This window comes from Chryseobacterium sp. C2(2020) (assembly GCF_014218915.1).
Classification (GTDB): domain Bacteria; phylum Bacteroidota; class Bacteroidia; order Flavobacteriales; family Weeksellaceae; genus Chryseobacterium; species Chryseobacterium mucoviscidosis.
Genome location: NZ_JACLCT010000007.1, coordinates 53527 through 68243, shown reverse-complemented (window position 1 = coordinate 68243; position 14717 = coordinate 53527). Strand labels below are relative to the sequence as shown.

Annotated in this window: 11 protein-coding genes; all 11 read left to right on the top strand. The window is 38.4% G+C overall.

Annotation, left to right across the window (positions count from 1 at the left end):
- Nucleotides 1-6: 6 nt before the first annotated feature.
- The 11 genes from H6W52_RS06100 (at nt 7) to H6W52_RS06055 (ending at nt 14586) form a co-directional block, all read left to right on the top strand.
- The gene (locus tag H6W52_RS06100) at nt 7-414 is read left to right on the top strand and encodes a Fur family transcriptional regulator (RefSeq protein WP_084019000.1); all 408 of its coding nucleotides are present in this window, start codon (nt 7-9) and stop codon (nt 412-414) included.
- Nucleotides 415-472: 58 nt separating this feature from the next.
- Nucleotides 473-799: a DUF6660 family protein gene (locus H6W52_RS21430; RefSeq protein WP_372487778.1), complete on the top strand. Its 327-nt coding sequence runs from the start codon at nt 473-475 to the stop codon at nt 797-799.
- Nucleotides 800-1051: 252 nt separating this feature from the next.
- A complete protein-coding gene (locus H6W52_RS06095) occupies nt 1052-5419 on the top strand; it encodes a CusA/CzcA family heavy metal efflux RND transporter (protein WP_116096956.1) in 4368 nt (1455 codons plus the stop codon).
- A 6-nt stretch (nt 5420-5425) separates the two neighbouring features.
- Nucleotides 5426-6718, top strand: coding sequence for an efflux RND transporter periplasmic adaptor subunit (locus H6W52_RS06090; protein WP_072885934.1), 1293 nt, complete (start codon nt 5426-5428; stop codon nt 6716-6718).
- A gap of 14 nt (nt 6719-6732) precedes the next feature.
- On the top strand, nt 6733-7332 hold the full coding sequence (locus tag H6W52_RS06085; protein WP_072885935.1) for a methyltransferase family protein: 600 nt from the start codon (nt 6733-6735) through the stop codon (nt 7330-7332).
- Nucleotides 7329-9461, top strand: a complete 2133-nt coding sequence (locus H6W52_RS06080; RefSeq protein WP_087709269.1) for a heavy metal translocating P-type ATPase — start codon at nt 7329-7331, stop codon at nt 9459-9461. The genes H6W52_RS06085 and H6W52_RS06080 overlap by 4 nt, the downstream gene beginning before the upstream one ends.
- 361 nt (nt 9462-9822) lie before the next feature.
- Nucleotides 9823-10647, top strand: a complete 825-nt coding sequence (locus tag H6W52_RS06075; protein WP_084018995.1) for an RteC domain-containing protein — start codon at nt 9823-9825, stop codon at nt 10645-10647.
- A gap of 113 nt (nt 10648-10760) precedes the next feature.
- Nucleotides 10761-11324: a helix-turn-helix domain-containing protein gene (locus H6W52_RS06070; protein ID WP_072885938.1), complete on the top strand. Its 564-nt coding sequence runs from the start codon at nt 10761-10763 to the stop codon at nt 11322-11324.
- Nucleotides 11325-11412: 88 nt separating this feature from the next.
- Nucleotides 11413-13824, top strand: a complete 2412-nt coding sequence (locus H6W52_RS06065; protein ID WP_185216500.1) for a heavy metal translocating P-type ATPase — start codon at nt 11413-11415, stop codon at nt 13822-13824.
- Nucleotides 13825-13923: 99 nt separating this feature from the next.
- Nucleotides 13924-14145 carry a heavy-metal-associated domain-containing protein gene (locus H6W52_RS06060; protein WP_002981097.1) on the top strand — a complete coding sequence of 74 codons (222 nt, stop codon included), beginning with the start codon at nt 13924-13926 and terminating at the stop codon, nt 14143-14145.
- A 261-nt stretch (nt 14146-14406) separates the two neighbouring features.
- Nucleotides 14407-14586 carry a hypothetical protein gene (locus H6W52_RS06055; protein WP_027374963.1) on the top strand — a complete coding sequence of 60 codons (180 nt, stop codon included), beginning with the start codon at nt 14407-14409 and terminating at the stop codon, nt 14584-14586.
- Nucleotides 14587-14717 lie beyond the last annotated feature (131 nt).

The window sequence follows — 14717 nt, the reverse complement described above, 5'->3', positions numbered from 1 at the left end:
ATTAGAATGACTGAATTAGAAAATGTTTTACAACAAAGAAATATAAAACCTACCGCAATGCGCTTGTTGGTGGCAGAAAAATTGATGCAGCAACAATACGCCATCAGTCATAAAGAATTGGCAGAACAGTTCGAAAATGCAGATAATGTCACTTTGTTTAGAACTTTAAAAACATTTTTAGAGCACAAACTTATCCATACAATCGATGATGGAACGGGTGTTGTAAAATATGCACTTTGCCAATCCGGCTGCAGTTGTAATCCTTCGGAGCAGCACACGCATTTCCATTGCTCACAATGCAAACGAACTTTTTGCCTTACAGATGCAGAAATTCCCAACATCAATATTCCTCTAAACTTCAAATTAGAAGGTATCAATTTGGTGCTTAAAGGAAGGTGTGACAGATGCAATTAAAATAATCTGAAACTTTGCAATCCGATTGCACAAATTATTTTTCTATATTTGTACCCTAATGAAATGGTTTCTCACAATATGGACTTTTTACCTGATGGTACTCGCAGCGTTGCCTTGCAGCGATGCAAGCAATCAGTGTGAAGATACCGTTCCTAAATTTGAAACCGCCCAATCTCACGACCATAACCAGGATAGCGACGACAATTGTAGTCCTTTTTGCTATTGCACTTGTTGCAGTGTAAGCATCGGGTCTTTTAATTTCAAGCCTTTTGAAATCAAGCAACCTAAACTTGCTTTCGTTACTAAAAAAATCACAATCCGTGATTACACCTTAATTTCCCGCTACCAAGGAAATATCTGGAACCCACCCAAGTTTAATGTTTAATTTTTACAGATTTTCCAAATGCTGTTGATGGCTGATGTTTAGCCTTAACTGATGATGCTCCTGTCATTCATTTTATAATGATATGTGCAATCCATTTAAGTTTTCCTGTTTGTTTCAGATAAATCCATAAAGCTTTTGCTTTTGTGATAATAGGCAAATAGTACGTTTTCCATTCCATAGACATTCATAAATCTGTTGGCTGCTTACCACAAGTGGCAAGTATATTTTTTGTAAAATATTAAACAGAAATACGTGTTAGATAACATTATAAAATTCAGTATCAAGAACAAGCTTGTCGTTGGTATAATGACCTTGTTGCTCATTATTTGGGGAGTGTGGAGCGCCACAAAATTACCCATTGATGCCGTACCCGATATTACTAATAATCAGGTACAAATAATTACGGTTTGTCCCACATTGGCGGGGCAAGAAGTAGAACAATTAGTAACTTTTCCTATTGAACAAAGTATTGCCAATATTCCAGATTTAGAAGAAACACGGAGCATTTCGAGGTTTGGTTTGTCGGTAATTACGGTTGTATTTAAAGACAATGTAGATATTTATTTTGCCCGGCAATTAATCAATGAAAAATTAAAAGAAGCCGAAGAGAAAATCCCGAAAGGAATTGGTACGCCGGAACTGGCTCCCGTAAGTACAGGTTTGGGCGAAGTGTATCAATACATCATCCATCCCAAAAAAGGAAGCGAGAAAAAATACGATGCCAAAGAATTGCGCACAATGCAGGATTGGATTGTAGCCCGACAATTGTACGGAACACCAGGAATTGCCGAAGTCAATAGCTTCGGTGGCGAGCTGAAACAATATGAAGTAGCCGTGAACCCGAACCGCCTTAGAGCAATGGGTGTAAGTGTTACTGATATTTTTACGGCATTAGAAAAAAACAATCAAAATACAGGCGGTGCCTACATTGATAAAAAACCAAATGCTTATTTCATTCGTGGAATTGGCTTGGTTACTTCTTTAGATGATGTAAAAAATATCAGTGTAAAAAATGACGGTGGCAGTATTCCTATTTTTATTAAAGATGTAGCCGATGTAAGATTTGGAAGTGCGGTAAGATATGGCGCAATGACTTATAACGGCGAAGTAGATGCAGTGGGCGGTGTGGTAATGATGCTGAAAGGCGAAAACAGTAACGAGGTTGTCAATCGTATCAAAGAAAAACTACCCGTTATTCAAAAATCTTTACCCGATGATATTATCATTGAACCTTATTTAGACCGCACCGATTTAGTAGGCAGAGCAATGAGTACCGTAGAAAAAAACCTGATAGAGGGTGCATTGATTGTCATCTTTGTATTGGTTATTTTCTTGGGAAATTTCAGAGCGGGATTGATTGTCGCTTCCGCTATTCCTTTAGCGATGCTATTTGCTTTAGCCTTGATGAATGTCTTTGGCGTGAGTGCCAATTTAATGAGTTTGGGTGCGATAGATTTTGGTTTAATTGTAGATGGTGCGGTAATTATTGTAGAAGCCACTTTGCATCATTTGGGTTTAAGAAAATCTAAGCAAAAACTTACACAATTGGAAATGGATAACGAAGTTTTTACATCCGCTTCTAAAATCCGTAGCAGTGCAGCTTTTGGCGAAATCATTATCTTAATCGTTTACATTCCTATCTTGACGTTGGTAGGTGTTGAAGGAAAAATGTTCCGTCCTATGGCGCAAACAGTAGGTTTTGCAATATTTGGCGCATTGATTTTATCCCTTACTTATATTCCGATGATGTGTGCTTTGTTTTTATCTAAAAAGCCGATGCACAAAGAAACCATTTCAGATAAAATGATGAATTGGTTGCAAAAAATGTATCAGCCTTTATTAGAAAAAGCCATCAAAATAAAATATTGGTTAGTGGGCATAACCGTTGCTGTATTTGCTTTTACACTATTTCTATTTGGCAGAATGGGTGGCGAATTTATACCACAATTGCAGGAAGGCGATTTTGCCTTTCACTGCATTTTACCACAAGGAAGTTCATTAAGCCAAAGTATCGAAACATCAATGCAAGCTTCAAGAATTATTAAAGAATTTGATGAAGTAAAAATGGTGGTCGGTAAAACAGGAGCCGCAGAAGTACCAACCGACCCAATGCCACCTGAAGCGACAGATTTAATGGTTATTTTAAAACCGCAAAGTGAATGGAAAAGTGGCAGAAGTTATGATGAATTGGCAGATGCTATCAATGAAAAATTAGAAGCAATACCTGGTGTATTTTTCGAAAAGAACCAGCCAATACAAATGCGTTTCAATGAGTTGATGACAGGTATTAGGCAAGATGTTGCAGTAAAAATATTTGGAGAAAATTTAGATACGCTTGCCTTGAATGCTGATAAGGTTAGTAAGGTTATACAAACAGTAGAAGGCGCTACATCTCCACAAGTAGAACGTGTGAGTGGCTTACCGCAAATAAATGTGGAATATGACCGTACTCGTTTAGCCAATTACGGCATTAATGTAGAAGACGTAAACAACGTTGTAAGTACCGCCTTTGCAGGGAAAAGTGCAGGTGTGGTTTTCGAAAATGAAAGAAGATTTGATTTGGTGGTTCGGTTAGATAGTATTCACAGAAGCAGTATTGAAGATGTAAATAATTTAATGATACCAACTTCCACAGGCAATCAAATTCCGTTATCACAAGTTGCTACGATTGATTATAAATTAGGTCCGGCGCAAATAAGTCGTGAAGCAGGAAAAAGAAGAATTGTAATCGGGTTCAACGTTGCAGGCAGAGATGTGCAAAGTGTGGTTGAAGAAATTCAACAAAAATTAAATGCACAGGTAAAATTACCACCAGGTTATTATTTCACTTACGGCGGTCAGTTTGAAAATCTGAAAGAAGCCAGCAATAGATTAATGATAGCCGTTCCTATTTCCTTGTTATTAATTTTTGTGTTGCTCTATTTCACGTTCCGTTCCTTTAAGCAAGCAGGTTTAATATTTACCGCAATTCCGATGAGCGCCATTGGTGGCGTATTGGCTTTAATGCTTCGTGGAATGCCTTTCAGCATCAGTGCAGGAATTGGTTTTATCGCCTTGTTTGGTGTAGCCGTTCTTAACGGAATTGTATTGATAGGCACTTTCAACCAATTGGAAAAAGAAGGAATAAAAGATGTTTTCAAACGAGTAATCGAAGGAACAAAAATAAGACTTCGACCTGTATTGATGACGGCAACCGTTGCGAGCTTAGGATTTTTACCGATGGCACTAAGTAGCAGTGCAGGTGCAGAAGTTCAAAAACCTTTAGCAACCGTAGTAATCGGTGGTTTGGTTACGGCAACTTTCCTTACGCTGTTCGTTCTGCCTTTACTCTACATCATTTTCAATTCAAAAATTAATTTAAAAAGAAAACCCAAAGTGAAACCTATTGCAACTATCATTGTATTGCTTCTGTCATTAACAGGCTTTACAGCAAATGCACAAACACAGCATTTATCAAGTGTTGATGATGCGATAAATATTGCGCTTCAAAATAATCAAGCCATTAAAGCTTCAGATTTAGAAATTGATGCCAGCAAAGCGTTGAAAAAAACAGCCGGAGAATTACCTAAGTTGGATATTAATGCACAGTTGGGACAATACAACAGCACCAAATTCGACCAGTCTTTTCAGGTGTCACAAACCATTCCTTTTCCGTCATTATTCGGAGCAAAAAAGGAGTTGATTAATGCTGAAATTAAAGGTAAAGAATTGCAGAAGAACTTGAGTGTTTTAGAATTAAAAAACCAAGTACGTACTTATTATTATCAAATTTTGTACTTGCAACACAATCAAAAACAACTACAGGAATTAGACAGTTTGTACAACAATTTCATAGGCATTGCAAAGCTTCGTTACAAAACGGGCGATACCAAAAAAGTGGACATCAGTACGGCAGAAGCCAAGAAAGGCGAAATCAATTTGTTATTAAAACAAAATGAAGTTTTCTTAAGTAATGCCGTTGCCAATCTGAAAACATTGATGAATACGAAAGAAGATTTTACCATATCAGGAAATGGAAATTTTCAGCCTTTACAAATTTCAAATTTGTTGGATAATGATGCAGTAGCCAATCATCCTGCTATTCAATCTTTGTATGAGGAAGCAGTTATTGCGGAAAAAACCAAAAAAGTAGAACGGGCACAAGGTTTACCCGATTTTACGATTGGGTATGTCAATCAGTCTTTAATTGGTTTTCAAAATGTGAATGGAGCTGAGAAGTTTTTCAATGGCGGAAACCGGTTTAATTCTGTAAACATCGGCATTGCAATTCCCATTACTTACGGTGCTACCAAAGCCAGAATAAAATCTTTGGATTATAGAAAGCAAGCAGCCGAAGCCAATGCACAACAGCAACAGAGAACGTTGGCAACGCAAATGCAAAATGCTTTGTTGCAATACCAGCAGGATATGAAGCAGTTCAATTATTTTCAGCAAGAAGCTTTGCCTAATGCTAAAGAAATTGTTTCAGCAGCACAATTAGGTTACAAAACAGGCGACATCGGTTATGTAGAATATCTTTTTGCCTTGCAAACCGCAACCGATATTCAGTTGAATTACCTCAAAAGTATTCAGCAGGTCAACCAATCTGTAATCAATATTTATTCATTCATCAATCAATAAGTACAAATGAAATTCAATATAAAAAAAATCACGTTGATGACAGCCATAGCTGTTTTACTATTTGCTTTTTCTGCCTGTAAAAATGATAAGAAAGCAGAAGATAAATCTGCCGAAACCAAAACTGCAGGAAAAGAAGAAGCACCACACGAGGAAGAAACGCCAACCATTGCCACACTTACCGAAGAACAAATAAAAACGGTAGGCATACAATTAGGCACCATTGAACACAAGGAATTAACAGCAACCATCAAAGCAAACGGAAATCTGAAAGTTCCCAATAACAATAAAGCCAACGCCACTTCTTTGTATGGCGGTGTGATAAGAACACTGAAAGTTCAAATTGGAGATTATGTAAGAAAAGGTCAGGTTATTGCAACCATTGCCAATCCGCAGTTCATCCAATTGCAGGAAGAATATTTGAGTACAGCAAGCAGAATTACGTTTGCAGAACAGGAATTAGCAAGGCAAAAAGAACTGAATGAAGGCAATGCAGGTGCAAAGAAAAATCTGCAAAGTGCTACTGCCGAATTAAGCAGTTTAAGAACCCGCAGAGCTTCCTTGCAACAGCAGATACAATTAATGGGCATCAATCCAGGTTCGGTATCAAACGGAAATTTAAAATCCGCATTGGTCGTAACCAGTCCGCTGAATGGTACGGTTAGCAACGTTTTTGCCAAAATTGGAAGTTATGTAGATGTTTCTTCGCCGGTTATCGAAATTGTAGATAACAGTTCATTGCATTTAGATTTACAGGTGTTTGAAAAAGATTTACCACAGGTAAAAGTTGGACAAACTATTCATTTTACTTTAACCAATAATCCTACTGCTGAGTATGATGCTACAGTTTTCAGCATTGGTTCATCCTTTGAAAACGAGAGCAAAACCATCGCCGTTCATTGTCGTGTAAATGGTAATAAAAGTGGTTTAATTGATGGAATGAATATCACAGGAATTGTAAGCCTTAATAATGTAACAACGCCTGCTGTACCAACTGATGCGATTGTAAATGCCGATGGCAAATACTACATTTTTGTACAAACCAATAAAGAAGCAGAAGCCCATCACGAAGAAGGCGAAAAAGAAGGCGACCACAAAGAGGGCGAAGAAAAAGACCATAAAGAAGATAAAACTGCTAAGAATTTTGAAAAGGTAGAAGTGCTGAAAGGCGTATCTGATATGGGTTATACACAAATTACTGCATTAAAGGAAATTCCACAGGGTGCAAAAATCGTAACTAAGAATGCTTTTTTCGTTATGGCTAAAATCGTTAATGCAGGAGAAGGAGAACACGGACACTAAAAATTGTATAAATTATGAATGATTTTCTAAGATATTACCTGCCCATTTTCTATGCTCTTGTATTGCTTTTTGCATTTGTAATACCCTCATACCGTACATACAAAAGCACGGGTATTAACCCAATTACTTTTGGAAAAGAACCCAATGCACATAACTATATTAGCAATGTGATGAAAGTATTGTTAGCCGCATTGTTTGTTGTAATACTAATGTACAGCTTTGGGAATATTTATCAATTTACTATCCCTATACCTTATTTACAAAATCTAAATATTCATTTTGTCGGACTAATTCTAATCCACATTTCTTTAATATGGATAATCATTGCGCAAGTGCAAATGAGCAATAGTTGGCGCATTGGTATTGATGAGCAAAACAAAACGGATTTAGTAACCAAAGGGCTGTTTTCTATTAGCAGAAATCCTATTTTTTTGGGAATGATTATTTGTGTGGCAGGATTATTTCTTGTCATTCCCAATGCCGTTTCCTTTTGCATTTTGCTTACTACCTATATTGTTATACACATACAAATAAGGTTAGAAGAAGAATTTCTGAAAAAGCAACACGGTGAGCAATACAAATCCTATCAATCTAAAACAAGAAGATTATTATGAGTACAGAACATAAACATATCTACGATGCCCACGGCAAGCAAATTTGCTGTTCGCCGCAGGAAGCAAAAATAAATGAAAAAGCCGATGAAAAATTGGTGCAGCAGGAAGGTGCCAAAGCCTTACCCGTTATTGAAGAAAAAACAAGAGAGCGCCACTTCAAAGGCGATGGTCATTTTCACGGTACAAGGTTCAAAGAAGAATTAGACCACGACCACAGCAACGAACATTCAGACGATGATGGACACGACCATAGCCACGATGAAAATAAGTCCACCCTTCAAATGTTCTTGCCTGCAATCATTTCATTCGTGCTATTGATGATTGCTATTGCTTTTGATAATTGGCTACCGCAATCCTGGTTTACAGGTTGGGTAAGAATTATTTGGTATGCAATAGCCTATTTACCTGTTGGATTTCCTGTAATTAAAGAAGCATTTGAGAGCATCCGCAAAAGCGATGTATTTTCAGAGTTTTTATTGATGAGCATTGCCACTATCGGAGCTTTCGCCATTGGCGAATATCCCGAAGGTGTTGCCGTTATGCTGTTTTACGCCGTTGGCGAAGTGTTCCAAACATTAGCCGTAACAAGAGCCAAAGCCAACATTAAAACCCTGCTCGACCAAAGACCCGATGAAGTAACGATTTTAGAAAATAACCAACCTAAAACTGTAAAAGCAGCAACTGTAAGCATCGGCAATATCATTCAATTAAAACCCGGAGAGAAATTAGGATTAGATGGCGAATTATTATCCGAAACGGCAGCATTCAACACCGCAGCATTAACTGGCGAAAGCAAACCCGACACCAAAACCAAAGGCGAAACTGTTTTAGCAGGAATGATAAATTTAAACACAGTTGCACAGGTAAAAGTAACCACGGCATATACCGATAGCAAGCTTTCAAAGATTTTGGAATTGGTTCAGAATGCTACTGCACAAAAAGCACCAACAGAGTTATTCATCAGAAAATTCGCAAAAATCTATACACCAATTGTTGTGTTATTAGCAGTGCTTATTACTGTTGTTCCTTACTTTTTTGTTGATAATTATTTGTTCAGTCAATGGTTATACAGAGCATTAGTGTTTTTGGTTATTTCTTGTCCGTGTGCTTTGGTTATCAGTATTCCTTTAGGGTATTTTGGTGGAATTGGTGCCGCTTCAAAAAATGGGATTTTATTCAAAGGAAGTAACTTTTTAGATGTGATTGCAGGTATTCAGAATGTTGTGATGGATAAAACCGGAACAATGACCGAAGGCGTTTTCAAAGTACAGGAAGTTAATTTGAAACCTGAATTAAATAAAGACGAAATTCTGAAATTGGTAAATGCCTTAGAAAGTCAAAGTACACATCCTGTTGCCACAGCCATTCATCAATATGTAGGAGAAATTGACAATTCCCTAAAATTAGAAAACACAGAAGAAATAGCAGGTCACGGTTTAAAAGCCAACGTAAACGGAAAAGAATTATTGGTAGGTAATTTCAAATTGATGGACAAGTTCAATATCAGTTATGATTTAGACCCAAGTACGATTGTTTACACTTTAATCGCCATTGCTTACGATGGAAAATTTGCAGGCTACATTACCATTGCCGACAGTATTAAAGAAGATGCACAGATTACAATTGACAAACTAAAAGCATTAGGCGTAAAAACTACAATGTTGAGCGGAGATAAAAGCACCGTGGTAAAATTTGTTGCCGATAAATTAGGAATTAATAATGCCTTTGGCGATTTATTGCCGGAAGACAAAGTAAATAAAGTAAAAGAAATCAAAGCCAAAAACGAAACCGTAGCATTTGTTGGCGATGGCGTGAATGATGCGCCTGTAGTAGCTTTGAGCGATGTAGGAATTGCAATGGGTGGTTTAGGAAGCGATGCCACTATTGAAACTGCAGATGTTGTAATTCAGGATGATAAACCAAGTAAAATCCCAATGGCAATCAATATCGGAAAGCAAACCAAGAAAATAGTTTGGCAGAATATCATTTTAGCATTTGGTGTAAAAGCTGTCGTTCTCGTTTTAGGAGCAGGTGGTTTAGCCACAATGTGGGAAGCTGTTTTTGCAGATGTAGGTGTAGCATTATTGGCAATTTTGAATGCTGTAAGAATACAGAGGATGAAATTTTAGAATTAAGCTTATTCTAATAATGAATAAAACTAACAATGCATAGGAAAGGCAAAAGTTATCAAAAAGTACCTCCGTACAAAAGATACAAAGCTTCTAAACCCTCAAATGGTAATTTGTTGAAGTCGAAAAAACCTTCGCTCTTTATGATACTTTTTGGGATATTTTTAGCTGTGTGCCTTATTGCTTTGATATACATAAAAATTAGACACTATTATATCTATCACTATCACTAAAAGTGGAATTATAAGTTATCAAGCAAAAACCAAAGTTTCAAAAGAGAAGCCTGAAAATGTAAATTCTTTTCAAATATTACAGTATTTAGGCTTCTCAATTATTTTTTTTAATAGATTTAAGATAAGGAATGGACAAATTCTACAAAGAAACACTCTCTAAACTGGAATTAGAAATTAGCGAATTGGAGGTTGAAGTCGATTGCTCCTTACAACGTATTGAAGCTGCCATACACCTTATTCTCGAATGCCTTTCGGAATTAAAGGAATACGTTTTGAAAAAAGGATTTAAGAATACTAATGAAGAAATCCGCTTTTTCAAATATCAGAAACCTGTTATTGTTTCAAAGCTCATCTACTACAACGCCATTTATAAAATAGAAACGAGAAGACCGTATGGGAATAAGCGCATCAGGAAATATTTTATCAAAGAACTGAAAAAGCTAAAAAGGTTCTTTGATAACAACCTTGATTTTTATAAGTATTACCGAAGCAATAATTCTTTTGTGGATGAAAAAATATTTGTACGGGGAAAACACGATATAAGGCTATGGTTAGATACCTTTTATTTTGAGGCAGACCATACTTTTTCTACTTCGCACGATTATAAGGTTGCCAAGATAATTGCCAATGATCTGATACAGGTTTATTTGGAAGACAAGTTGAATAACCTTAATCTAAAAAAGACTTCAGAAAATTCGTTGAAATGGACGGCAAGCAAAACAGCACTGACGGAACTTATTTATGCACTATATTCCCAAAGTGTATTTAACAATGGGAATACAGACATAAAATTGATTGCTAAAGCATTTGAAGATGCCTTTAATATTGAATTAGGTGATTTCTATCACACGTTTATGGAACTGAAAGCCCGCAAAATAAACCGAACGAAATTCCTTGACAATCTATGTGAAGCACTGATAAAGAAAATGGACGAACAAGATGAAAAACAGTAAGTATATATGTACACAGGCTTTATTCCTCTTGGCAAGAAGTCAGAGTAATTAAACTTAAATCGTAAATTTGTTTATTGCTTTTATATTAAATACAATGCAGGCAGTGAATAAATATGAACACACTCTTTATAAAAAATATGGTTTGCAACCGCTGCATTATGGTGGTACAAAACGAATTGGAAAAACTGGGATTAGATGCTAAAAATATAAAACTGGGCGAAGTTATTCTTTCCAAAGAAATAACATCTCTGGAAAAAGAGAATTTGTCCAAAACTTTAGAGCCATTAGGATTTGAAGTAATTGACGATAAAAAAGGCAGGATAATAGAAAAGATAAAGAACATTATCATTGACCTGGTACACCATCAGGATAGTGATGTAAAAACCAACCTTTCCGATGTATTGAGTGACAAATTGCATCACGATTACAATTACCTGTCCAATCTGTTTTCAGAGGTAGAGGGTACAACCATTGAAAAATACTTTATCGCCCAAAAGGTGGAGAAAGTCAAAGAATTGTTGGTGTATGATGAGTTGTCATTAAGTGAGATTGCGAACCGCCTAAATTATTCGAGCGTGGCATATTTGAGTAACCAGTTTAAAAAAGTTACCGGGCTAACACCAAGCCATTTCAAACAGATTAAAGAGGATAAAAGAAAACCGTTGGATAAAGTGTAAGTAAATCTTACAAATCAAATCCAAAATTTCACAACAGTACCCATAAATATAATAGCCAATTTTGTATTGTAAATTAAAGCAGGCAAATATGGCGACAAACAGAGAAAATATATACATTCCATTGGAGGATGTAGAAAGCGAACACTGTGCATTAATCGTTGAAAAGGGATTGGCACAGGTAAAAGGCGTAGAAACCCATAAAGTAGAGCTGAACAACCGAAGGGCAGCGATTACTGTAGTTAGCAATGAAACCGTAGGCGAGGCTGTTAAGGCAATTAAAGATTTAGGTTACGGAGTTCCTACGGTTAAAAGTGCTTTTCCGGTATTGGGCATGACCTGTGCATCCTGTGCGGGCAGTGCCGAAAGCATTGTGAAATACCAACCGGGAGTAGTTAATGCTTCCGTGAACTTTGCAACGGGCAATCTTACCGTGGAATATCTGCCCAATATGACCGATGCCTCCACCCTGCAAAAAGCGGTTCAGGGAGTAGGTTACGACCTATTGATTGAAGACGAAACCAAGCAGCAGGAAACGCTCGAAGCCATCCACGAAAAGAAATTCCGAACCTTGAAAAACAAGACCATTTGGGCAATTATCCTTTCCCTGCCCGTGGTAATCATAGGAATGTTCTTTATGGATATGCCCTATGCAGACCCGATAATGTGGCTCTTTTCCACGCCCGTTGTAATATGGTTGGGCAGGGATTTTTTTGTAAACGCTTGGAAGCAGGCAAAGCACCGTTCCGCCAATATGGATACGCTGGTGGCATTGAGTACAGGTATTGCGTACCTGTTCAGTGTTTTCAATATGCTGTTTGCCGACTTTTGGCATCAACGGGGACTGCATGCTCACGTATATTTTGAAGCGGCTGCCGTTATTATCGCATTCATCCTCTTGGGAAAACTGCTGGAAGAAAGAGCCAAAGGCAACACCTCTTCAGCCATTAAGAAGCTGATGGGCTTGCAGCCAAAAACGGTCATCGTGGTACAGGCGGACGGAACGGAAAAGCAGACCGCTATCGAAGACGTAAGCGCAGGCGATGTGATACTCGTAAAGCCCGGTGAAAAGATTGCGGTAGACGGCATGGTCATATCGGGCAATTCGTATGTGGACGAAAGCATGTTAAGCGGTGAGCCTGTACCTGTATTGAAAAAAGAAAAAGAAAAAGTATTTGCAGGAACGATTAACCAAAAAGGCAGCTTCCGGTTCAGGGCGGTAAAAGTGGGCAAAGAAACCATGCTTGCCCACATCATCAAAAGGGTGCAGGATGCACAGGGAAGCAAAGCACCCGTACAGAAACTGGTCGATAGGATTGCGGGCATCTTTGTTCCCACAGTGATAGGTATTGCCATCCTGACATTTACGCTATGGTTGATTTTGGGAGGCGAAAACGGGGTTGTTCAAGGTCTGTTGGCAGCCGTTACGGTATTGGTCATTGCCTGCCCCTGTGCTTTAGGCTTAGCGACACCCACCGCTATTATGGTAGGCGTTGGTAAAGGTGCTGAAAATGGCATTTTGATAAAGGATGCCGAAAGTTTGGAACTGGCCAAAAAAGTAAATGCCATCGTTTTGGACAAAACCGGAACCATCACCGAGGGAAGACCACAGGTAATGGGCATTAAATGGCTGAACAATGAGGACACTGCAAAAGAAATCCTTTTGAGCATCGAAAAGCAATCCGAGCATCCATTGGCAGAAGCCGTAGTGAAGCATCTTGGCGATGTAGCGACCACCTCTTTATCCATGTTCGACAGCATTACGGGCAAAGGCGCAAAAGCAGACCATGACAACGAAACCTATTATGTAGGCAACAAAAAGCTATTGGCAGAAAACAACATTGCCATTGCCGGAGAATTACAAGACCAGGCCGAAGAATGGGGCAAACAGTCTAAAACCGTTATCTGGTTTGCAAACAGCAAAAAGGCTCTTGCTGTAATCGCTATCGCCGATAAGATTAAGGAAACATCGGTGCAGGCTATCCGGGAAATGCAGGAAATGGGCATTGACCTGTATATGCTGACCGGAGATAATGAAGCTACCGCTAAAGCCATTGCGGAGCAGACAGGCATCAAGCATTACAAAGCCGAAGTTTTGCCACAGCACAAAGCCGACTTTGTGAAAGAACTGCAAAGTAAAGGAAAGGTAGTGGCAATGGTGGGCGATGGTATCAACGACAGCACCGCATTGGCAACAGCCGATGTAAGTATCGCAATGGGCAAAGGCAGCGACATCGCAATGGACGTAGCCAAGATGACCATCATTTCGTCCGACCTGACCAAGATACCGCAGGCAATACGCTTGTCCAAACAGACCGTAGCCACCATCAAGCAAAACCTGTTCTGGGCGTTTATCTACAACGTAATCGGCATTCCGGTAGCGGCAGGCATCCTTTACCCTGTTAACGGCTTCCTGCTCAACCCGATGATTGCGGGTGCGGCAATGGCATTGAGCAGCGTGAGCGTGGTCAGTAACAGCCTGCGGTTGAAGTGGAAGAAATAAAACAGTAAATCTCACAAATCAAACAAGAAATTACACAACAATAACTAACTGAATAGTACGGAAATTTGCATTATCAGATAACTCTAAAATTTGTAAACAATGGAAAATAAACAATTTCAATTCAAGACGAACATCAATTGCGGCGGTTGTATCGCATCTGTAAAGCCGCACTTGGACAAGGCAGAGGGCATCTGCCATTGGGAAGTGGACACGGCCAACAAGGACAAGGTACTTACCGTGAAGTCCGAGGGCATTACCGAGCAGGAAGTAATATCGACCGTGCAAAAGGCAGGCTTCAAAATAGAACCTTTGGATGCCTAAGCCAGCAACTTTTTGAAATGCCCTTTTTCCGACCGAATTTCCATGAGGTTGGGTTGATGAAAAAGGGCATTTTATCAATTCTGAAAAAAGGCGATAGGTTATTGCGTATATGGCATTATTTTTCCATATAGCAAAAAAAACGTAAAACTATATAAAAAACCAATCTAATTTGTAACTTTGTTGCGTTGAAAAATTATAGAATACATATAGGCATTTTGACATTGTTCTGTTTGGTTTTCTTTATGATGCCAAGTCAGAGCTATGCCTGTTCCAAAAATTCAACAAAGACCGAGCAGTCTTCCTGCTCAAAGGAGAAATCCAAAAAATCAGAACATAAAAAAGGTTGCAAGAGCAAATCCTGTAAAAAATGCAAAAGTGACAAATGCGGGGGCGGTTGTTCACACAGCTCTTGCAGGTGCGGTGCTTCAACCACTTCCCTAAATGTCCCAACCATAATCGAATTAAAGGCAAAAAATCACTTAGCAGCGGCTAAAAAGCACAAATTCGGTTTTAAAGAAGCCTACTATTCTTCGGGCTTTTTCTCCATTTGGCTACCGCCTAAAATAAGCTAA